The organism is Pseudomonas sp. CYM-20-01, from assembly GCF_023169845.1.
Classification (GTDB): Bacteria; Pseudomonadota; Gammaproteobacteria; order Pseudomonadales; family Pseudomonadaceae; genus Aquipseudomonas; species Aquipseudomonas azotoformans.
This window is the reverse complement of record NZ_AP025169.1, coordinates 3,624,101-3,645,644: the sequence shown is the minus strand read 5'-3', so window position 1 is coordinate 3,645,644 and position 21,544 is coordinate 3,624,101. Positions and strand designations below refer to the sequence as shown.

At 62.8% G+C, this 21,544-nt stretch carries 20 protein-coding genes; 13 read left to right on the top strand and 7 right to left on the bottom strand.

Going from position 1 to position 21,544, the window contains the following annotated elements:
* Positions 1-27 precede the first annotated feature (27 nt).
* Both M2497_RS16280 and msrA read left to right on the top strand, forming a co-directional pair.
* Positions 28-1,728 (top strand): cytochrome c biogenesis protein DipZ, encoded by a 1,701-nt coding sequence (locus tag M2497_RS16280; protein WP_248481590.1) that lies wholly within the window; start codon positions 28-30, stop codon positions 1,726-1,728.
* 15 nt (positions 1,729-1,743) lie between these two features.
* On the top strand, positions 1,744-2,439 hold the full coding sequence (msrA, locus tag M2497_RS16275) for a peptide-methionine (S)-S-oxide reductase MsrA (protein ID WP_248481588.1): 696 nt from the start codon (positions 1,744-1,746) through the stop codon (positions 2,437-2,439).
* 116 nt (positions 2,440-2,555) lie between these two features.
* Here the strand turns inward: msrA and M2497_RS16270 are convergent, their stop codons facing one another.
* A complete protein-coding gene (locus tag M2497_RS16270; RefSeq protein WP_071495662.1) occupies positions 2,556-3,506 on the bottom strand; it encodes an alpha-E domain-containing protein in 951 nt (316 codons plus the stop codon).
* 2 nt (positions 3,507-3,508) lie between these two features.
* Complete coding sequence (locus M2497_RS16265; RefSeq protein ID WP_058425921.1) at positions 3,509-4,918, bottom strand: circularly permuted type 2 ATP-grasp protein; 1,410 nt, start codon at positions 4,916-4,918, stop codon at positions 3,509-3,511.
* Positions 4,919-5,393: 475 nt separating this feature from the next.
* Between M2497_RS16265 and M2497_RS16260 the strand changes: the two genes are divergently transcribed.
* Positions 5,394-5,939, top strand: a complete 546-nt coding sequence (locus M2497_RS16260; RefSeq protein ID WP_058425920.1) for a hypothetical protein — start codon at positions 5,394-5,396, stop codon at positions 5,937-5,939.
* Between the two features lie 14 nt (positions 5,940-5,953).
* Positions 5,954-6,079 (top strand): hypothetical protein, encoded by a 126-nt coding sequence (locus tag M2497_RS30695; protein WP_282578163.1) that lies wholly within the window; start codon positions 5,954-5,956, stop codon positions 6,077-6,079.
* A 3-nt stretch (positions 6,080-6,082) separates the two neighbouring features.
* On the opposite strand, the gene M2497_RS16255 is transcribed toward M2497_RS30695, so the two are convergent.
* Positions 6,083-7,003 (bottom strand): LysR family transcriptional regulator, encoded by a 921-nt coding sequence (locus tag M2497_RS16255; RefSeq protein WP_248481586.1) that lies wholly within the window; start codon positions 7,001-7,003, stop codon positions 6,083-6,085.
* Positions 7,004-7,117: 114 nt separating this feature from the next.
* On the opposite strand from M2497_RS16255, the gene M2497_RS16250 reads away from it, so the two are divergent.
* The 5 genes from M2497_RS16250 to M2497_RS16225 all read left to right on the top strand — a co-directional run bounded on the left by M2497_RS16250 (position 7,118) and on the right by M2497_RS16225 (position 12,819).
* Positions 7,118-8,101, top strand: coding sequence for an aldo/keto reductase (locus M2497_RS16250; protein WP_248481584.1), 984 nt, complete (start codon positions 7,118-7,120; stop codon positions 8,099-8,101).
* A 430-nt stretch (positions 8,102-8,531) separates the two neighbouring features.
* The gene (locus M2497_RS30690) at positions 8,532-10,526 is read left to right on the top strand and encodes an aminotransferase class I/II-fold pyridoxal phosphate-dependent enzyme (protein ID WP_282578162.1); all 1,995 of its coding nucleotides are present in this window, start codon (positions 8,532-8,534) and stop codon (positions 10,524-10,526) included.
* A gap of 25 nt (positions 10,527-10,551) precedes the next feature.
* A complete protein-coding gene (locus M2497_RS16235) occupies positions 10,552-11,406 on the top strand; it encodes a transporter substrate-binding domain-containing protein (RefSeq protein WP_248481582.1) in 855 nt (284 codons plus the stop codon).
* 2 nt (positions 11,407-11,408) lie between these two features.
* Positions 11,409-12,113, top strand: a complete 705-nt coding sequence (locus M2497_RS16230; RefSeq protein WP_248481580.1) for an ABC transporter permease subunit — start codon at positions 11,409-11,411, stop codon at positions 12,111-12,113.
* A 7-nt stretch (positions 12,114-12,120) separates the two neighbouring features.
* Positions 12,121-12,819, top strand: a complete 699-nt coding sequence (locus M2497_RS16225; RefSeq protein WP_248481578.1) for an ABC transporter permease subunit — start codon at positions 12,121-12,123, stop codon at positions 12,817-12,819.
* A 7-nt stretch (positions 12,820-12,826) separates the two neighbouring features.
* Here the strand turns inward: M2497_RS16225 and M2497_RS16220 are convergent, their stop codons facing one another.
* On the bottom strand, positions 12,827-13,462 hold the full coding sequence (locus tag M2497_RS16220; protein WP_248481575.1) for a TetR family transcriptional regulator C-terminal domain-containing protein: 636 nt from the start codon (positions 13,460-13,462) through the stop codon (positions 12,827-12,829).
* 91 nt (positions 13,463-13,553) lie between these two features.
* On the opposite strand from M2497_RS16220, the gene M2497_RS16215 reads away from it, so the two are divergent.
* Positions 13,554-14,552, top strand: a complete 999-nt coding sequence (locus tag M2497_RS16215) for a succinylglutamate desuccinylase/aspartoacylase family protein (protein WP_248481573.1) — start codon at positions 13,554-13,556, stop codon at positions 14,550-14,552.
* Positions 14,553-14,784: 232 nt separating this feature from the next.
* On the opposite strand, the gene M2497_RS16210 is transcribed toward M2497_RS16215, so the two are convergent.
* The 3 genes from M2497_RS16210 to M2497_RS16200 are packed head-to-tail and all read right to left on the bottom strand — an operon-like array spanning position 14,785 to position 17,732.
* On the bottom strand, positions 14,785-16,014 hold the full coding sequence (locus M2497_RS16210) for an EAL domain-containing response regulator (RefSeq protein WP_248481571.1): 1,230 nt from the start codon (positions 16,012-16,014) through the stop codon (positions 14,785-14,787).
* 9 nt (positions 16,015-16,023) lie between these two features.
* On the bottom strand, positions 16,024-16,407 hold the full coding sequence (locus M2497_RS16205) for a response regulator (RefSeq protein ID WP_058425910.1): 384 nt from the start codon (positions 16,405-16,407) through the stop codon (positions 16,024-16,026).
* Entirely contained in the window at positions 16,392-17,732 is a 1,341-nt protein-coding gene (locus M2497_RS16200) for a PAS domain-containing sensor histidine kinase (protein ID WP_248481569.1), read from the bottom strand. The genes M2497_RS16205 and M2497_RS16200 overlap by 16 nt, the downstream gene beginning before the upstream one ends.
* A gap of 323 nt (positions 17,733-18,055) precedes the next feature.
* Here M2497_RS16200 and M2497_RS16195 point away from each other — a divergent pair, with 323 nt between their 5' ends.
* Genes M2497_RS16195 through M2497_RS16185 form a run of 3 tightly spaced genes read left to right on the top strand, consistent with a single transcriptional unit; the run spans position 18,056 to position 21,525 of the window.
* Positions 18,056-19,588, top strand: coding sequence for a sugar ABC transporter ATP-binding protein (locus M2497_RS16195; protein ID WP_248481567.1), 1,533 nt, complete (start codon positions 18,056-18,058; stop codon positions 19,586-19,588).
* Positions 19,581-20,558 (top strand): ribose ABC transporter permease, encoded by a 978-nt coding sequence (locus M2497_RS16190; RefSeq protein WP_248481565.1) that lies wholly within the window; start codon positions 19,581-19,583, stop codon positions 20,556-20,558. The genes M2497_RS16195 and M2497_RS16190 overlap by 8 nt, the downstream gene beginning before the upstream one ends.
* Positions 20,559-20,592: 34 nt before the next feature.
* Positions 20,593-21,525 carry an ABC transporter substrate-binding protein gene (locus tag M2497_RS16185; protein ID WP_248481563.1) on the top strand — a complete coding sequence of 311 codons (933 nt, stop codon included), beginning with the start codon at positions 20,593-20,595 and terminating at the stop codon, positions 21,523-21,525.
* The last annotated feature ends 19 nt before the right edge of the window (positions 21,526-21,544 follow it).

Genomic DNA, 21,544 nt, shown 5'->3' with positions numbered 1-21,544 from the left:
TGTCTATTTCTTATAAGGGTCCATCCCATGTGGCTTCTGGTTCTCGCGTACCTGGGCGGCGTGCTGACAATCGTCAGTCCGTGCATCCTGCCTGTTCTGCCTTTTGTCTTCGCTCGCACCGGGCAGCCGTTTTTGCGCAGTGGCTTGCCGCTGTTAGCGGGGATGGCGGTGACATTCGCCCTGGTGGCCTCGCTGGCGGCGGTGGGCGGCGGCTGGGTGGTGCAAGTCAATCAATACGGGCGCTGGCTCGCGTTGCTGTGCGTTGCCCTGTTCGGACTCACGTTGTTGTTGCCGCAACTCTCGGAGCGCCTGACGCGCCCACTGGTAGCCGCCGGCAGTCGTTTGTCGGAAGCCGCCGGGGCCGATGCCAGGCCGCGTCCGGGCGCGTCGTTCCTGATCGGCGTGGCCACCGGGCTGCTGTGGGCGCCGTGCGCCGGGCCGATCCTGGGGCTGGTGCTCACCGGTGCCGCGCTGCAGGGCGCCAGCATCGGTACTACCTTGCTCTTGCTGGCTTACGCCGCCGGTGCTGCCACCTCCCTCGCGCTGGCGTTGCTGGTCGGCGGTAAAGTCTTTGGTTTCATGAAAAAGTCCCTCGGTGCCGGCGAATGGCTGCGCCGTGGCCTGGGCGCGCTGATGCTGGCCGGTGTATCCGCCATTGCGCTGGGCCTCGACACCGGCGTGCTGTCGCGGCTGTCGACCGCGTCCACCGGTGGCCTGGAACAAAGCCTGGTGGATCGCCTCAGCGCCAAGCCGGCGCAGCCCGGCGGTGCGATGATGATGGCCGCCAATCACAACGACACCTTGCCGATCGAAGGCGCGCTGCCATCCCTCGATGGCGCCGTGCAATGGCTCAACAGCCCGCCACTGACCGCCGAAGCGCTCAAGGGCAAGGTGGTGCTGGTGGATTTCTGGACCTACTCCTGCATCAATTGCCTGCGCACTCTGCCGTATGTAAAGGCCTGGGCCGAAAAATACCGCGACCAGGGCCTGGTGGTGATCGGCGTGCATGCGCCGGAATTCGCCTTTGAGCGCGACGTGAACAACGTCACCCAGGCCATGAAGGACCTGGGCATCACTTACCCGGTGGCCATCGACAACAACTACAAGATCTGGCGCGCGTTCAACAACCAGTACTGGCCGGCGCATTATTTTGCCGACGCCAAGGGCCAGATTCGTTATCACCACTTCGGTGAAGGCGACTACGCCGAGTCGGAGCGAGTGATCCAGCAGTTGCTGCGTGAAGCCGGCGCGAAGAACGTCGCGGGCGGTTTGATCGAGGCCGATGCCAAGGGCGTGCAAGAAGCGCCGGACATGAACGAGGTGCAGTCGCCGGAAACCTACCTGGGTTCGCAGCGCGCCGAAAACTTCGTCAAGTCCGGCCCCCTGGCACTCAATAATTGGACCCTGCAAGGCCAATGGAACGTCGGCGGCCAGCAAGCCACCCTCGACCAGGCCGGTGGGCGCATCGTCTACCGCTTCCACGCCCGCGACCTGCACCTGGTGCTTGCCCCGGGCGCCGACGGCAAACCGGTGCGTTTCAAGGTCACGCTCGACGGCCAGGCGCCTGGCGATGCCCATGGCACCGACGTCACGCCGGATGGCAGCGGCACCGTCACCGAACAACGGTTGTACCAACTGGTGCGTCAACCGGGTGCCGTGCAAGACCGCACCTTCACCATTGAATTCCTTGACCCCAACGTGTCGGCGTATGCCTTCACCTTTGGTTAACCCGGAGTGCCTGCCATGAATGTATTCAAATACCTGCCCGTGTTGGCCTTCGCCGCGTTCGTCGGCCAAAGCCAGGCCTTTTCCTTCGGCGCCGCCGACGACGCCGTAGTGATCGCGCCACCCGCCCTGGACCTGCCCGCCGAAGCCGGCAACCTGCAAACCGCTGTGTTCGCCGGGGGCTGTTTCTGGGGTGTGCAAGGGGTGTTCCAGCATGTGCAAGGCGTGAAAAACGCCGTTTCCGGCTACGATGGCGGCGCCGCAAGCACGGCGCAGTATGAGTCCGTCAGCGACGGCAACACCGGCCACGCCGAGTCGGTGTCGGTCACCTACGACCCGAGCAAGATCAGCTACGGCAAATTGCTGCAAATCTACTTCTCAGTGGCCCACAACCCCACCGAACTCAACCGCCAGGGCCCTGACACCGGCACCCAGTACCGTTCGGCGATCTTTGCGCAGAATGCCGACCAGCAAAAAGTCGCCCAGGCCTACATTGCCCAGCTGGATGCGGCCAAGTCCTTCGACGCACCCATCGTCACTAAAATCGAGATGGGCAAGGTGTTCTACCCGGCGGAGTCCTACCATCAGGACTTCCTCACCGAGAACCCGTCTTACCCGTACATCGTGATCAATGATCTGCCGAAGGTGGCGCAGCTCAAGAAGCTTTTCCCCGACCAGTACCGCGCCGAGCCAATGCTGGTAAAACACCAGTAACCGGAATGTGGGAGGGGGCTTGCCCCCGATAGCGGTGAATCAGTCCCCGAATTGGCTGACTGACCCACTGCTATCGGGGGCAAGCCCCCTCCCACATTGTTTAATCCCAGTGGACGTTAGATGACCTCCAGGTACGAGCTGTGAATCGCCCGCGCCAGCTCGCGCACGGTGTCGATAAATTCCGTAAGACGGCTGTGCAGGCCGTCTTCAAGGATTTCATCAATCCCCGTATACCGCAGCCGCGCCTCGAACTCCGCTGCCAGGCGCTGCGCCGTGCGCCCATAACTGCCGGGCAGGTCCGCGAGGATATGGCTCAACTCCTCGATGCACGCATGCAACGAGCGCGGCACATCGCTGCGCAACAGCAGTAATTCGGACACGGAACGGGCATTCAACGCGTTCGGATACAGCTCCGTGTACGCCTCGAACGACGACAACGCACGGAGCAGGGCGCTCCACTGGTAATAACCGCGTGCCGACAAATCACTGACTTCTTCCGATTCCTCGCCGAACATCTCGTAGCGCGCATCCAGCAAACGCAGGGTGTTGTCGGCGCGCTCGACAAAGGTGCCGAGGCGAATGAACCGATAGGCGTCATTGCGCATGATCGTCCCCGAGGTGGCACCACGAAACAGGTGCGAACGCTGCTTGACCCAGTCACAGAAGTGGCTGATGCCATGTCGCGCCAGGCCGCCGGCGGCGATACTGCGCATTTCCAGCCAGGTGGCGTTGAGGTTTTCCCACATGTCGGCGGTGATGCGTCCGCGTACGGCGTGGGCATTGCCACGGGCGGCGCGCAGGCAGTTGTAGATGCTGGCGGGGTTTTCTTCGTCGAGGGCGAAGAAGTGCAGCATGCGCTCGGCATCCAGCTGTTTATGCCGCTCAAGGTAGCTGTCCAGGGTGCCGCTGCTGAGCAACGACATGGCCAGTTCGTCCAGACCGTCGCTGCGCCCGGCTTGTGGCATCAACGACAGCGAGTAACTGACTTCGAGCATGCGCGCCAGGTTTTCGGCACGCTCCAGGTAACGGGACATCCAGTACAGATCTGCGGCGGTTCTACTCAACATACTCAGCCCTCCACCACCCAGGTGTCCTTGGTTCCGCCGCCTTGCGACGAGTTGACGATCAACGAGCCTTCCTTCAATGCCACGCGGGTGAGGCCACCGGGCACCAGGCGGGTTTCCTTGCCCGACAGCACAAAGGGCCGCAGGTCGATATGCCGTGGGGCGATGCCGTTTTCGACGAAGGTGGGGCAGGTGGACAGGCTCAAGGTCGGTTGGGCGATGTAGGCATGGGGACGCGCCTTGATGCGTTGGCGGAAGTCCTCGATCTCGGCGGCGCTGGAAGCCGGCCCGACCAGCATGCCGTAGCCACCGGAGCCCTGGGTTTCCTTGACCACCAGTTCCGGCAGGTGAGCCAGTACGTGGGACAGTTCATCGGGCTTGCGGCACTGGAAGGTCGGTACGTTTTGTAGCACCGGTTCTTCGTCCAGGTAGAAACGGATCATTTCCGGCACATAGGGGTAGATCGACTTGTCGTCCGCCACGCCGGTGCCGATGGCATTGGCCAGCACTACGTTGCCGGCGCAATAGGCCGCGACCAGGCCGGGCACGCCGAGCATCGACTCGGGGTTGAAGGCCTTGGGGTCGAGGAAGGCGTCGTCGATACGCCGGTAAATCACGTCCACCGGCTTGGGGCCGTCGGTGGTGCGCATGAACACCTTGAGGTCGTGCACGAACAGGTCGGCGCCTTCCACCAGTTCCACGCCCATTTCCCGGGCCAGGAACGCATGTTCGAAGAACGCGCTGTTGAAGCGCCCCGGGGTCAGCACCACCACATTGGGGTTGTCCAGGCGGCTGGAGCTCTTGAGGGTCTTGAGCAGCAGGTTGGGGTAGTGGTCCACCGGCGCGATGCGTTGCTTGGCAAACACCTCGGGGAACAGGCGCATCATCATCTTGCGGTCTTCGAGCATGTAGCTGACGCCGCTGGGGGTGCGCAGGTTGTCTTCGAGCACGTAGTAGGTGCCATCGCCGTCACGCACCAGGTCGACACCGGAGATGTGCGAGTAGATGTCGCGATGCAGGTCCAGGCCGACCATGGCCTTCTGATAGCCCTCGTTACCCAGCACCTGGTCCGCGGGAATGATCCCGGCCTTGATGATGCGCTGGTCGTGGTAGATGTCGGCGAGGAACATGTTCAGCGCATTGACGCGCTGGATGCAGCCGCGTTCGATCACGCTCCATTCACTGGCAGGGATGCTGCGCGGGATGATGTCGAAGGGGATCAGGCGCTCGGTGTCTTGTTCGTCGCCGTAGAGGGTGAAGGTGATCCCGGCGCGGTGAAACAGCAAATCGGCTTCGCGGCGACGCTGGGCCAGCAGTTCCGGCGGCGTATTCGCCAGCCAGCGGGAGAAGTCCTGATAATGCGCACGGCAGGCGCCGTTTGCGTCATTCATTTCATCGAAGAAAGATCGAGCCATTCCAGTACCTTGTCAGTGCCGAGGGACGCTTGGGTGGCACTGCCGTTTCAAAAAACGCATTTTTTATGAGCCCGTGGCTAAGGGTGCCACTGGGCCTGGTCCTTACTTTCTTGTGGGGTCGGCTCTGGGTCGGGGGGTAACGAATGCTCCTGTATCCGGGCAGATGAATGGATAAAGCAATGCCTGTGCCGAAACCGCGAATCTTGTGGTGAGCGGGCTTGTTGTGGTGAGCGGGCTTGCCCCGCGTTGGAGTGCGCAGCGCTCCCGCTCTTTCTGGGGCCGCTGCGCAGCCCAACGCCGGGCAAGCCCGCTCGCCACAGAAGCCTGTTCACCACAGAAGGCCATCACCCCAACAAGCCCGCTCACCACAAGAGGGCAGCGGCTTGAAGGTGCCCCGACTTGGTGCATGAACAAACTTGAACTTCACTCGCCACCGACTCTTCTAACAGGACTCGAACCTGCTGGGAGCACCGTCGTGCCCAGAATCATCTCTCCCCATACGCCGGAAGCGGCCCTGACCGACCACAGCGAACACAACGCGAAGATCTTCGGTTCGCCCAAGGACCGGTTGGACTTCTACCGGCGCGAAATCCAGTACGAAACCACCATCCTGGCCAACCGCACCGACGCCTACCTCACCGCGCAGTCATTCCTGGTGATCGCCTTCGTCTCCGGCATGGGTAACCTCAACCCTGAGTGGGGCAAGCTGTTCACCCTGGTGGTGCCGGTGTTCCTGGTGATGCTCGGCGTGCTCAGCTCGTTGAATGCCTGGCCGGGGATCCGTGCGGCCTACGAGATCATCGACCATTGGCACTACAAACAGAGTGAACTGCTGCGCAGCGAGCCGGTGATGGGCCTGGCCTACGATGAGTCACCGTTGTTTTCCGAGATGGAGTCGTCCCACAAGGGCTATCGCAAGTCGCTGCTATTCTCAATGCGAGCGCCCTGGCTGTTCATGGTGTTCTGGCTGTTGCTGGGGGCGTACGCGTTCTATATTCAGGTGGATAACCCTGGCTCATAACCGAGGAGAGCGTCATGGCAAACGACTGCGAGGAAGAAGAACCGAATGACCCGGGCAACGAAGACCCGGGTTCCTTGATGGACGATGCAACCGTGCCGTTGATTGACCAGGAGGGTGACGCTACCGAGCCGCCGGATTGAAGCCTATTCGATCAACTGTTTGCCGATGGTTTTCATCCGGATCATGTCCATCAACTGCCGCAGCCCTGGCTGCGACTGCCGTCGGCTCGGGTAGTACATGCACAACGGCTCGCCCAGGCAGGCCCAGTCGGGCATGACCTCCACCAGACGGCCGTCCTTGAGCTCCTGTTCCACGCGGTTGGACAGGCAGTAGGCGATGCCCACCCCTTGCAGCGCCGCATTCACAATAGTCTCGGTATCAGCCGCGCTGAAGTGGCCCGGCACGTCGATGCGTTGCTGGCGGGTGCCGTTGCCCAGTTCCCACTTGTAGGTGGTCTTGTCGCCCAGGTACATGCGGATGCAGGCGTGTTGCAGCAGGTCTTTGGGCACCTGCGGCGTGCCCCGGCGGGCCAGGTAGGCGGGCGACGCGACCACGATCCAGCGCAGCTCACCGGTCAAGGGCACCGCCACCATGTCCTGGGGCACGGTGGCGCCGTAGCGGATACCGGCGTCGTAGCCCTCGGCGATGATGTCGATCATCTGGTCCTGCACGATCAGGTCCACGCGCAGTTGCGGGTAGGCGGTGCAGAAGTCCCCGAGGATCGGCGCCAGCAGCAATACCGCCGCGTCCCGTGGCACGTTCAAGCGTAGCCGGCCAATGGGCGCGTCGCGGTACAACTCCAGGGTGTCGAGGCCGTCCTTGATGGTGGCAAAGCCCTGGGTGAGTTTTTCTGCCAGCAGCGAACCGGCATCGGTGGGTTCCACGGCACGGCTGGTGCGGTACAGCAGCTTCACCCCCAGGCGGGTTTCCAGGTTGCGCATGGTGTGGCTCAAGGCCGAGGTGGTAACGCCCAACTCATGGGCGGCGTGGCGAAAGCTGCGGCGACGGATGATAGCCATGAACACGTTGAGATCGGCCAGTTCGGAACGGTTGAAAGCAGCCATTTTCAAGCCTCTTATGCGGGAGTTCGGCTGTATGCGGCGTTGAGCCCGATTCAACCGTGGATGACTTAGAGTAATTGTTTTTCTAAGCACTATTGCAAGCCACGGGATATTTTCATGCGCGTTGAGACCATCAGAATTGCCGGCATCGAACAGGCGGTCTCGCGGATCGCCCTCGGCACCTGGTCCATGGGCGGGCACCTGTGGGGCGGCGCGGACACCGAGCAAGCCTCGCGCACCTTGCGGCACGCGTTGGCGGTGGGTATCAACCTGATCGACACCGCGCCGGTGTACGGCTTTGGCCTGTCCGAAGAGCTGATCGGCAAGGCCTTGCGCGGCGTGCGCCACAGCGCCGTGATCGCGACCAAGGCGGGGCTGCAATGGGACACCGGCGCCATCCGGCGCAACGCCACGGCCCAGCGCATTCGCAAAGAGCTCGAAGGTTCCTTGATACGCCTGGGAACCGACTACATCGACTTGTACCAGGTGCACTGGCCCGATCCGTTGGTAGCCCAGGAAGAAACCGCCGATGAACTGGAGCGCCTGCGCCGTGAGGGCAAGATCCTGGCGGTTGGCGTGAGTAATTATTCTTCGGCGCAAATGGACGATTTCAGCCAGTACACCGCCCTGGCCACGGTGCAGCCACCGTACAACCTGTTCGAACGTGCCATCGACAGCGACATCCTGCCCTACGCCAAACAGCATTCGCTGGTGGTCCTGGCCTACGGCCCGCTGTGCCGGGGCTTGCTCAGCGGCAGCATGCACACAGCCACGCGCTTTGCCGGCGACGATGTGCGTACGCTCGACCCCAAGTTCAAGCCGCCACGCTTCGAGCAATACTTGGCCGCCGTGGCCGCGCTGAGTAGCTACGCCCGCGAATGCCACGGCAAGTCGGTGCTCGCCCTGGCTCTGCGCTGGGTGCTTGACCAAGGCCCGACCATCGCGCTGTGGGGCGCCCGCCGCCCGGAGCAGCTGAAGGGCTATCAAGAAGCCTTCGGCTGGCACCTGACGCTCGAAGACCTGTCGCATATCGACCGTATCCTGGCCAGCACGATAAAAGATCCCATCGGCGCGGAATTTTTAGCCCCGCCCAAGTGTTGACCCTTCGACAGGGATGTCCAGGTTTTTGCATGAAGCGCGGCACCTGATGAACCCGCTGTAACTGTCAGCCCCGTAGAACAGGTGATAAGCACCCTGTGGCGAGCAGGCTTGTCCTGCGTTGGGTTGCGAAGCAGCCCTGAAACCCGCGGCCGAAGCGTGCCTGACTCAGCGCATTCCTCTTTCCAGGGTCGCTTCGCAACCCAACGCGGGACAAGCCCGCTCGCCACAGTTGCAGTGCTCGCCCTCCAAGACTTTGAAAGGGCTGGTTGTAAATGTGCGGAAATCGCCATAACGACCTCTTTGGACGATAAACGACACCGGGCCAAACATGCCCATTGAACGACTGTTCAGTTTGCACTATGTTGACCGCATCCACCCGTTTGGAACCGAACGGGTTAGCGCTTTTTCTTCTTGAACGAGAGGCTCTGGCATGCGGTTTTCCCCCTTCGTCGAACGAATTGCAGGGCAGGGCGTAGCCGCCTGGGACATCCACCACGCCGCGTTCCACGCCGCCAGTCAGGGCGAAGACATCATCATTCTCAGCGTCGGCGACCCGGATTTCGCCACGCCGTCCTTTATCACCGACGCTGCCGTCAGCGCCTTGCGCGATGGCGACACCCACTACACCGAAATCCCTGGCCGCCCGGCACTGCGCGAAGCGATTGCAGCACGCTACAGCCAGACGCTGGCACGCCCGCTCGATGCCGCAAACGTCATCACCGTGGCCGGTGCGCAGAACGCCTTGTTCGTGACGTCGCTGTGCCTGTTGCAGGCCGGTGACGAGGTGCTGGTGCTCGACCCGATGTACGTCACCTACGAAGCCACGCTCAAGGCCAGCGGCGCCACACTGGTGCGCGTGCCGTGTTCCCCTGAATCGGGCTTTCGCGTCGACGCCACGTTGCTCGCCGCCGCGATCACCCCGCGCACACGGGCGATTTTTTTCTCCAACCCGAACAACCCCACCGGCGTGGTGCTCAACCCGCAGGAGCTGCAAGCCATTGCCGACCTGGCCATCGCCCACGACCTGTGGGTCGTGGTGGATGAGGTCTACGAAAGCCTGGTGTTCGACGGCGAGTACCGCAGCCTCGCTGCACTGCCGGGCATGGCCGAGCGCTGCGTGGTGATTGGCAGCCTCTCCAAGTCCCATGCCATGACCGGTTGGCGCATCGGTTGGCTCATCGCTGCGCCCGCGCTGATCGCCCATGCCGAAACCCTGGTGCTCAGCATGCTTTACGGCTTGCCCGGCTTTGTGATGGAAGCCGCCACCGCCGCCGTGCTGGCCCATGATGAAGTGACCCAGGGCATGCGCGAGATTTATCGGCGCCGCCGCGACCTGGTGGTGGCCGGGCTGAGTGCCTGCCCTGGTATCCAGGTGCGGGCGCCGCAAGCGGGGATGTTCGTGCTGGTGGACGTGCGCGGCACCGGCCTGGGCTCCCTGGATTTTGCCTGGCGCCTGTTTCGCGAAGCGGGGGTATCGGTGCTGGATGCGGCGGCCTTCGGCGAGCCCGCGCAAGGTTTCGTGCGGCTTTCGTTCACCCTCGGCGAAGAACGCCTGGCGCAGGCCTGCCAACGTATCGCGCAGTTTGTCGCCAAGCTGGCCGGTGAGCCACGTATCGCCGCCGCGCCCAGGGTTGAAGTGGCGCAACCTGTCGCAGCCAGGAAGATGATCGAGGTCATCGACCTGCATAAGCGCTTCGGCAATATCGAAGTGCTCAAGGGCATTTCCCTCACGGCCCACGAAGGCGAAGTCATCTCGCTGATCGGCGCCAGCGGCTCGGGCAAGAGCACCTTGCTGCGCTGCATCAACATGCTCGAAGTGCCGGACCAGGGCAGCATTCATGTAGACGGCGAAAGCATCAAGCTCAACTACGGCCGCCCCGGCGCACCCCTGGTGGCGGATGCCCGGCAGTTGGTACGGATCCGCTCGACCTTGGGCATGGTGTTCCAGAACTTCAACCTGTGGCCGCACCGCACCGTGCTGGAAAACCTCATCGAAGCCCCCACCCAGGTATTGCGCGAAAGCCGCGCCGAGGCCATCGAACGTGCAGAAAGCCTGCTCGACCGCGTCGGCCTGGCCGCCAAGCGCAATGAATACCCGGCCTTTCTTTCCGGTGGCCAGCAACAGCGCGTGGCGATTGCCCGGGCGCTGGCCATGCGCCCTAAAGTCATGCTGTTCGACGAACCCACTTCGGCGCTCGACCCAGAGCTGGTGGGCGAAGTGCTGCGGGTGATCCGCTCCCTGGCCGAAGAGGGCCGCACCATGATCCTGGTCACCCATGAAATGGCATTCGCCCGGGATGTGTCGTCGAAAGTGGCGTTCCTGCACCAAGGCATGATCGAAGAAACCGGTTCGCCGGACGCGGTGTTTTTCGACCCACGCAGTGAACGTTGCCGACAGTTCGTCAACGCGCACCAAACTCGCTAACTCCAGAAAAAGACGGGGCAACATCATGCAATTCAAACGTATGGCAACGTGGTTGAGCAGTGCAGTGTTGATGCTGGCCGCAGGTTTCACCTGGGCGGCCGACAAGCCCATCGTGTTTGCGGTGGCGGCCGAACCCTACCCGCCGTTTACCGTGAAGGGCGGTAACGGCCAGTGGTCCGGGTTCGAGGTGGACCTGATCCACAAGCTCTGTGAAGGCATGAAAGCCGAATGCCAGATCAAGGAAGTGGCGTGGGACGGCATCATTCCCTCACTGCTGGCGAAGAAGATCGACGTGATTTTCTCGTCGATGTCGGTGACCGACGAGCGCGAAAAACAGATCGCGTTCAGCCGCGCCTACTACGATTCCCTGCTGGGCGTCGCGGGGCCAAAAGGCAGTGAAGTCGAGATCTCCCCGGCGGGCCTCAAGGGCAAATTGATCGGCGTGCAGATCTCCACGGTCAGCGCCAATTACCTGAAGAAGTATTACGAAAACATCGCCGACCTCAGGTACTACGACACCCAGGAATCGGCCAACGCCGACCTGATCGCCGGGCGTATCGACTACATGATGGCCGACGACACCGCCATCGCCATGATGGTCAAGACCCCGGAAGCCAGCGGCCTGGCGCACATCGCCAGCGTGCCCTACGACCCGATCATCGGCCGTGGCGTCGGCGCCGGCCTGCGCAAGGAAGACACCGCGCTCAAGGCCCGGCTGGACAAGGCCATCGGCGAGTTGCTGGTGAGCAAGGACTACGACGACCTGTCACAGCACTATTTCGGCCTGTCGGTCAGCCCGTGCAAGCGCACCGATACCCCGGCGTTTGTGAGCAAGACCTGTGACAGCCCGTACCAGCAAATCGCCCAGAAGACCGAATAACCATGCTCGACCTTCTCGGTTTCGGCGAACAAGGGTGGGGCCAGGCGTTGCTCAAGGGGTTATGGATGACCCTGCAGATCTCCGCCGGGTCATTTGCGGTGGGCTTGCTGATCGGCCTGGTGGTGGCCTGCGCCAAGCTCAGCGCGCCGCGTCCCATCGCGCTGCTGATGCGCGGCTACACCACGGTGTTTCGCGCGGTGCCGGAACTGCTGCTGATCCTGCTGCTGTACTACGCCGGCTCCATGGGCCTCAACGCGCTGATGCTGTGGCTGGGCTTCGCCCAGGTGAATATCAGCGGCCCGCTGGTGGCGATCCTGGTGCTGGGGCTGGTGCAGGGCGCCTATGCCTCGGAGATTTTTCGCGCGGCGATCCTGGCGATCCCCCATGGGCAGATCGAAGCGGCGCGGGCTTTTGGCCTGAGCGGGCTGGGGCTGTTCCGGCGGGTGACGTTGCCGATCATGGCGCCGTACGCCCTGGCCGGCATGTCCAACCTGTGGATCAACCTGATCAAGGACAGTGCCTTGATCAGCGTGGTCGGCACCAACGAGCTGCTGTACACCGCCAAGCAGGCGGCGGGGTCTACCCGCCAATACCTGCTGTTCTACCTCGCGGCCGCCGTCTTGTATTACCTGGTGACGCTGGCTTCCAACTACCTGTCCGGGCGCCTGGAGCGCCGTATCCGTCGCTGGATGCCGGTTGTCGAGTGAGGCGCACATGCCTGAGTGGATAAGCTACTACGCCGGGCTGATCGCCAAGGGGTTGCAGACCACCTTGTCGCTGCTGGTGATTTCGGCAGTACTCGGTTTTGCCCTGGCGGTGCTGGTGGCGCTGGCACGGTTGTCGCGGCGCAAGTGGCTGGCGCGCAGTGCGCTGGCCTACACCAGCGTGCTGCGCGGTACGCCGTTGCTGATCCAGATCTACATTTTCTACTACGGCCTGGGCAGCCTGTTCGCCCAGTTCCCGATGATCCGTGGCAGCTTCCTGTGGCCGTATCTGCGCGATGGCTACTGGTACATCGTGTTTGCCCTGGTGTTGTCGGTAGGCGCCTATGTCGGCGAGGTGATTCGCGGTGGCCTGCTGGCGGTGCCCAAAGGCGAGATGGAAGCCGCCTCGGCGTTCGGCATGACCCCACGCCAAGCCTTGTTGCGCGTGCGTTTGCCACGGGCGATGCGTCTGTTGCTGCCGACCCTGGCCGGGGAGACGGTAATGCTGCTCAAATCCACCGCGCTGGCGTCGACCATTGCCGTGGTCGACCTGCTCGGCGCGGCCAACGTGGTGCGCGCGCAGACCTTGCAGATCTACCAGCCGCTGCTGCTGGTGGCGGGCGTCTACCTGTGCCTGACCTTCCTGATCGAAGGCGTCTACGCCATCGCCGAACGGCGCGGTACGCCGCTGCGCAGGTCGGCCGGATGAGCCGGTGTCACAGGATGTGATCGGCGCTGAATGCACCGTGACGCAAGCCTTGTACCCAGCAGCGGCAGATGTGCAACCCGTTGGCAGGACTGAAGGTGCCGGGGTTGAGGCAGCCCTCGAGCCAGAGTCCGTCGAGCATCGCCGATAGGCCAATGGCGGCCAGGTGGCTGTCGTGGATCAGCAGGCTTTCACTGCGGGCCAGGTCGTCCAGCAGGCGTTGGATCAGCCCCAGGTAGGCGTGGTAACTGTTTTCGTGGGACTGGTTAACGTGGGGCGAGTGGCGGATCAGGCTCCAGAACACCACCCACACGCCGAGCAGGTCGGGGTCCATGACCCGTGGCGAGAACGAGGCACTGAGAAACGCGTCCAGCCGTGCGGCGGCGCCGTCAGCCAGTTCGACCTGTTCCCACAGGGCAGTGGTCAGCTCGTTGGCCAGCTTGTGGTAGGTCTCGGCAATCAGCGCGTCGATGCTGCCGAAATGGTGGTTGAGCAAGCCCACCGATACACCGGCTTCGGAGGCGATGCGGCGCACGGAAATCCCGGCGTGCCCGTCGCGGGCCAGGCAGGTGAGGGCGGCGGCGATCAGCAGGTCGCGGCGCTCGTCGGGGTCGGCACGGCGCAGTTTGGGAGGGTCGACGGTCATGGGCAGGCCTTTGATGGAAACACCACAGCGCTCAGGTTAGTTGAACGTGTGTTCAATCTCTAGCGGTTAATGAATGAGAGGAGGGCAAGGCATGGCAAACGACCTTTCGTGGCAGGTCATCGGCGACGCCGGCAACCCGCTGCACATTGGCGCCTGGCGCTTCGAAGGCGACGGCAGCGGGCCAAGGGTGCACCTGCAGGCGGGTGTGCACGCGGATGAAATCGCCGGCATGCTGGTCCTGCATCAGCTGTTGCCACGCTTGCAGGCGTGCCAGGACCAAGGCCGCCTCAAGGGCAACGTCACCGTGGTGCCCCAGGCCAACCCGTTCGGCATCGGCCAGTTCCGCCAGGGCCGTTTGCTGGGGCGCTTTCATGAAGCCACCGGGCAGAACTTCAACCGCGCTTTCGATCACTCCCTGGCCATGGCGCAGCCGGCGAGCAACCTGGCGCAGTGGCAAAAACGCCTGGTGCAACTGGCCGCTGAAGCCGACCTGGTGCTGGACCTGCACACCGATGACGAAGCGCTGCCGTACCTCTACATCCACCGCAGCTTCTGGCCCGACCAGGGCCTGGCGTTGGCGGCGGCCTTGCGCGTGGACCTGGTGATCGTCTGGGACGAGGGCGGCGATGGTTCCTTTGAAGAGACCATCATCAACCATGCATCGCCGCAACTGGCCGCGACCATTGAGCTGCGCGGCCAGGCGGACGTCAGCGATGCGCTGGCGCAACAGGATGCCGACGGCCTGTGGGCGTGGTTGTGCATCAACGGCGTGATCGACGAGGTGGCCGCCATCGCCGAGTGGCCGGGGGACGTGGTCGACATGGGCTGCATGGAAACCATCCTCGCGCCTTGCGCCGGGGTGCTGGTGTTCGAGAAAGCCCTGGGGGATTACGTGGAGGAAGGCCAGCGTTTCGCACGCATCATCGGCCGCCCCGGTGACCCGTGTTCCGAAGTGATCCTGCACGCCGCCCAGGCCGGCCGTATGGTCACAGGCCACCGCGAACGCCTGGTGGCCCAGAGTTCGGTGGTCGCCAAGTTCACCGGGACGCGCTTATCCGACAGCTACAGCGGTGGCGTGCTGGACCCGTAGCGGTGTCTGTGTGGGAGGGGGCTTGCCCCCGATTGCGGTGGATCAGCTGTAGATGAGTTGACTGGCCTGGTGCTATCGGGGGCAAGCCCCCTCCCACTTTTTTAGCGCAGTGTGCCATTGGTCGAAGTGTGAGCCCAACCGCTTCAACCGCCGCATCGCACTGTCCAGATGCGGGCTGGCACAGAAATGCACCACCCACCGGGGCTTGATCGAGTGCCTGCGTGCGGAAATCTCACGGACTCTCTAAACGCTCCAGCAACAGGCGCTCCAGGGTGTCCACCGGCAGCGGCCGGCTGAACAGGTAGCCTTGGATCTGATCACAGCCGGCCTCCTTCAAGAACGCCAGTTGGGCCTGGGTTTCCACGCCTTCGGCCACCACCCGCAGGCTGAGGCTGTGGGCCAGTTCGATGATGGTACGGGTGATCGCCGCGTCCTGCGGGTTGCTGGTGACTTCGCGGATAAACGCGATGTCGATCTTCAGCGTGTCGATGGGAAACCGCCGCAGGTACGCCAGGCTCGAATAGCCGGTGCCGAAGTCATCGATGGAGATCTTCACCCCCATGGCGTGCAGGCGCTGCAGGCTGGCGATGGTGTGCTGGGTGTTTTCCATCAGCGAGCCCTCGGTCAGTTCCACCTCCAGCCAATGCGGCTCGACCCCGGTGCGGGCAAGGGTGCGCGCAATATCGGCGATCAGGTCGCCTTCGATCAATTGATGGCCGGAGACGTTCACCGACACCTCCACCGCGCCAATCGCACCGCGTTGCCACTCGGCGATCTGTTGGCAGACCTGCTCGATCACCCAACGCCCCACGGGGACGATCAAGCCGAGGCTTTCCAGGATCGGTATGAACACTGCTGGCGATACCGCGCCGTATTCCGGCCGTTCCCAGCGCAGCAGCGCTTCTAGGGCACAGATGCGACCGCTCAGCACCTCGACCTTGGGTTGGTAATGCACCGTGAAGTCATGGCGTGCCACCGCTTGGCGCAAGTCGTTTTCCAGGGCCTGGTGGGCCAGGTCATGCACGTTCATGCCGATCTGTCGTTGCGCCAACTCACGGGAGTGGCTGACCAGGTCGCCGCGTTCCTTGAGCCGCAGCAGGTTACGCACGCGCAACCATAGCTCGACACGTTCCACCGGCTTGCTGATGAATTCTTCGGCACCGGCCTGCAACCCGCTGACACGGGCGCTCGGTTCACTGAGGGCCGACAGCATGATGATCGGAATACCCGCCGTGGTTTCATCGTTTTTCAACTGGCTGGCAACCTCGTAGCCGTCCATGCCCGGCATCATGATGTCCAGCAGGATCAGGTCCGGCGGTTGCCGGGCCACCAACTGCAAGGCTTCCTCGCCGCTGCTCGCGCTCAGGGTCTGGTAGCCCTCATGTTGCAGCAGGGTTTCCAGGAGTTTGCGCACCTGGGGTTCATCATCAACGATCAACAACGTTGCGGGTTGGCTGGCCATGGAGAGGACTCATGTGAGAGGGCGGGTGTGCTGTTGCAACAAGGTATCGATCACCTGGTACAGCTCTTTGTAGCGCAGTGGCTTGATGATGTAGGCGTCGCAACCGGCGAGCCGGGTCTTTTCGCGATCTTCTTTCATCGCCATTGCAGTCAGGGCGATCACCGGGATGTGGGCCGTGAGCGGGTCGCGCTTGAGCAGCGCGGTGGCAGCCAGGCCGTCCATGCCGGGCAACTGGATGTCCATCAGGATCAGCGCCGGTTGCTGTTCGCGGGCCAGGGTCAGGCCGGTCTCCGCATCCGCGGCCCACAGCACGTCGTGGCCAGCATTGACCAGTAACAGGCGCGCCAGGCGCATATTGGCTTCATTGTCTTCAACGATCAGGATGTGGGCCATGTGGCCTCCGGGGCGCGGTGCAGCGGCAGCCAGGCAACGAACCGCGCCCCGCAGCCTTCACGGCTGGCCACGGCCACGCTGCCGCCATGCAAGTCGGTCAACCGCTTGACCATCGCCAGCCCCAGGCCAGTGCCTTCGAATTTGCGCGCCAGGCTGCTGTCGATCTGGCTGAACGCCTTGAACAGCTTGTCCATGTCCGCCTCGGCGATCCCGATGCCAGTGTCGCTGACGCTGAGTTCGAGGAACGGTTGATCAGCGCTGTCGGGCAAGGCAAAACGGTACACCGGCCAGTCGCCGGGAATCTGCCCGACCTGTGCGCGAGGCACCTGGCGCACGGTCAACGTCACTGAGCTGCCGTGGGCGCTGAACTTTACGGCGTTGGCCAGCAGGTTGTAGACGATCTGTTTGGTCTTGCGCAGGTCCAGCTGTAGAAGGCCGAGATCGTCGGGACACTCCAGCTTCAATTGGATGCGTTGCAACGCGGCCTTTTCCCGCACGATCAGCAGGCTGTTGGCCAACAGCCCCGCCAGTTCTGCGTTTTCCAGTTCCAGTTCCATCATGCCGGCCTCGACCTTGGACAGGTCGAGAATGTCGTTGATCAACGACAGCAAGTGCTGGCCGCTGGTGAAAATGTCGCCGATGTATTCGCGCTGGGTCTCGCTCATGTCGCCGACCAGGCCATCCTTGAGCGCTTCGGAAAAGCCGATCACCGCGTTCAACGGCGTGCGCAATTCATGGGACATGGTGGCGAGGAATTCGGACTTCATATGGCTGGCGTGCTCCAGCTCCAGGTTCTTTTCTTCCAGTGCCCGCTCGAAACCTTTGCGCTCGGCTTCTTCCTGCTTGCGCGCGGTGTTGTCGGTGCCGATCAGCAGGTAGCCGATGATGGTGTCATACCGATTGCGCAGGGCCGTCACCGAAACCATGGCCGACAGGCGACTGCCGTCCTTGCGGATGTAGGTCAGCTCGTAGATGTCTTCGATACCCCTCGAGGCCTTGAACACCAGCGCTTCGAAGCCCGGCGTGATCGGCGTATCCAGTTCCAGGCTGAGGGCGGCGGCGCGGGTGATCAGTTCGACGGGGTCGGAGATATCGGCGGGGGTGATGCGGTTGACCACATCGGCGGCGGCATAGCCGAGCATGCGTTCGGCGCCGACATTGAAGATCTGGATTACGCCTTTCTCATCGGTGGCGATGCTGGAGAAGTACGCGCTGTTGAAGATTGCGTCTTGCAGGGCGCCGGTCTTGAGCAGGGTTTTCTGCCGCTTGAACTCGACGATCTTTTCAGCCCGCGATTGCGGTTGTTCGGGTAACGGTGTGTCCATCGCGTTGGCGTTCCGTGACGTTCAGGCCCGCCATCATCGAACGACGATGGCGCAGAGCATGCTCACAGAAGATCGCTTGAGGGCGACGAGGAGGAGATGAGGTACTTGGACAATAGCAGAGATTATGGCGTTTTGATGGCGGGCCAACGGCTATCCCACTTCAAATGAATATCTTTGGGTCAAATTGGATGCTTTTCGGATTAACGGCTGATGAAACGTTTCATCTGTCGACAAATGAGCAACGCAAGCGCTTGCGTAAGGAAATGTTTCTACATTAGAGTCGGCCCACTGACGACAAAAATAATAAAACCAGGAGCTCATTCATGAGCCTTGAACCCTTGCTTGAAATGCAGGGCATCAGCAAAACCTTCAACGGTTTGCGCGTGCTCAAGAATGTCGGCCTGAAGGTCTACCCCGGCGAAATCCACGCCTTGATGGGGGAGAACGGCGCCGGCAAATCGACGCTGATGAAGATCCTCTCAGGCGCCTACCAGGCCGACCCCGGCGGTGAAATCCGCATCGCCGGCCAGCCCGTCCCCACATTCGACCCCGCCACCGCAAAAACCCTCGGCATCGCCGTGATCTACCAGGAACTGAGCCTGTGCCCCAACCTGAGCGTGGCCGAGAACATCTACCTGGGCCGTGAACTGCGGCGTGGCTGGACCATCGACCGCAAGGGCATGCAGGCGGGGTGCAGCGAAGTGCTGCAACGCCTGGGCGCCGAGTTCACCCCGGCCACGCGGGTCAGCAGCCTGTCGATTGCCGAGCGCCAATTGGTGGAAATCGCCCGCGCCTTGCACGCCCACGCCAAGATCCTGGTGATGGACGAACCGACCACGCCGCTGTCCTCCCGTGAGACCGACCGCTTGTTTGCGTTGATCAAACAATTGCGCAGCCAAGGCCTGGCGATCATCTATATCAGCCACCGCATGGCCGAGATCTACGAGCTGTCGGACCGCGTCTCGGTGCTGCGCGACGGCCAGTACATCGGCGAACTGACCCGCGAGGCGCTATCGGCCGAAGTGCTGGTGAAGATGATGGTGGGTCGCGACCTGTCAGGGTTCTACAAAAAGGAGCACGCCGCCTATAACCCCGGCAACGTGGTGATGCGCGTGCGCGACATGGCCGATGGCAAGCGCGTGCGCCCGTGCAGTTTCGACCTGCATGCCGGTGAAGTGCTGGGCATCGCCGGCCTGGTCGGGGCAGGGCGCACCGAACTGGCGCGCCTGATCTTCGGCGCCGACCCACGCACCTCGGGCACCCTGGAAGTGGTCGGCAAGACTGTCACCCAACTGCGCACCCCGGCGGATGCGATCCGCGCCGGCGTCGTCTACCTCACCGAAGACCGCAAGGCCCAGGGCCTGTTCCTGGACATGAGCGTGGCGGACAACATCAATGTCTGCGCCTGCGTGCCGGATGCCCATGCCGGCGGGGTACTCGATCGCGCCCATGCCGCGCAGCGCGCCACGCAGGCGATCAAGTCACTGTCGATTCGCGTGGCGTCGGGCAAGGTCAATGTCGGTGCGTTGTCCGGTGGCAACCAACAGAAGGTGCTGCTGGCGCGGCTGCTGGAGGTCAAGCCGCACGTGCTGATCCTCGACGAACCCACCCGTGGCGTCGACATCGGCTCCAAGTCCGAGATCTACCGCATCATCAACCAATTGGCCCAGGCCGGTGTCGGCATCGTGGTGATCTCCAGCGAGCTGCCGGAAATCATCGGCACCTGCGACCGCGTGCTGATCATGCGTGAAGGCCAGTTGGTTGCAGAAGTCGGCGGCGCCTCCGGCGACGCTATTTCCCAGGAACGTATTATTGACCTCGCCACCGGTGGCGATCAGGTGGTGGCCCATGGCTGAATTGAATATCTCAACAACCGGTAAGGCAGAGCGCGCCCGCGAGCTGATGCGCACGGTCGGCATGTTGCCGGTGCTGATCCTGCTGCTGGTGGGCTTTGCCCTGGCCAGCGAGAACTTCCTGACGGTACAGAACCTGTCGATCATCACCCAGCAGGCGTCGGTGAACGTGGTGCTGGCGGCAGGCATGACCTTTGTGATCCTCACGGCGGGCATCGACCTGTCGGTGGGCGCGATCCTCGCGGCGTCGGCGGTGGTGGCGTTGCAGGCGTCGATGTCGCCGCAGTTCGGCATGTTCGGGATAGCCGCCGGTATCGGCTTTGGCCTGTTGCTGGGCCTGGTCAACGGCGGGCTGATCGCCTTTATGCGCCTGCCGCCGTTTATCGTCACCCTCGGTGCACTCACAGCCATGCGCGGTCTGGCGCGCCTGTTGGCGGACGACAAGACCGTGTTCAACCCGGACCTGCCGTTTGCCTTTATCGGCAACGACTCGATCCTCGGTGTGCCCTGGCTGGTGGTGATCGCCGTGGCAGTGGTGGCGTTGTCGTGGTTCATCCTGCGCCGCACCGTGATGGGCGTGCAGATCTACTCGGTGGGTGGCAACCCGGAAGCGGCGCGGCTGTCGGGGATCAAGGTGTGGAAGGTGCTGCTGTTCGTCTACGCCATGTCCGGCGCGTTGGCCGGGCTGGGCGCGGTGATGAGCGCGTCGCGCCTGTTCGCCGCCAATGGCCTGCAACTGGGGCAATCCTACGAGCTGGATGCGATTGCCGCGGTGATCCTCGGCGGCACCAGTTTTACCGGTGGTGTCGGCACCATCGGCGGCACGCTGATCGGCGCGCTGATCATTGCGGTACTCACCAACGGCCTGGTGCTGCTGGGTGTCTCGGACATCTGGCAGTACATCATCAAGGGCATCGTGATCATCGGCGCGGTGGCGCTGGATCGTTATCGCCAGTCCGGCGCACGGACCTGAATTCATTCCCACAACAATCACAAGAGAGACCCGCATGAACCTCAAACGTATCTTTCCGGTCATTGCCTTGGCTGCCCTGATGTCCCAAGCCGTCGAAGCCCGTGAGTTGAAGGCCCTCGGTATCAGCATGGGCTCGCTGGGCAACCCGTATTTCGTGACCCTGGCCGATGGCGCAACCGCCCGCGCCAAGGAGCTGAACCCCAACGTCAAGGTCACCTCGGTGTCGGCCGACTATGACCTGAGCAAGCAATTCTCGCAGATCGATAACTTCATCTCGTCCAAGGTCGACCTGATCCTGATCAACGCCGTCGACCCGTCCGCCATGGCCTCGGCGATCAAGAAAGCCCGGGATGCCGGCATCGTCGTGGTGGCCGTGGATGTGGACGCCAAGGGCGTCAACGCCACGGTGCAGACCGACAACGTCGAAGCCGGCAAGCTGGCGTGCCAGTACCTGGTGGACAAGCTCTCCGGCAAGGGCAATGTGATCATCCAGAACGGCCCGCAGGTCACCGCCGTGACCGACCGGGTCAAAGGCTGCAAGGCGGCACTGGCCGGCGCACCGGAGATCAAGGTGCTGTCTGATGACCAGGACGGCAAAGGCTCCCGCGAAGGTGGCCTGAACGTGATGCAGGGTTACCTCACACGCTTCCCGAAAATCGACGGCCTGTTCGCGATCAACGACCCGCAAGCCATCGGCAGCGACCTGGCGGCCAAGCAGCTCAAGCGCAGCGGCATCCTCATCACCTCGGTGGACGGTGCGCCGGATATCGAGAACGCGCTGAAGACCGACACGCAGATCCAGGCGTCGGCCAGCCAGGACCCTTGGGCCATGGCGCAGACCGCCGTCAACGTGGGCAACGATATTCTCAATGACAAAGCCCCGGCCGAAGCGGTTACCCTGCTCACGCCAAAATTGATCACCCGTGACAACATCGCAACGTACAGCGGTTGGTCGAGCCAACATTGATTCATTGAGAGGAACAGCG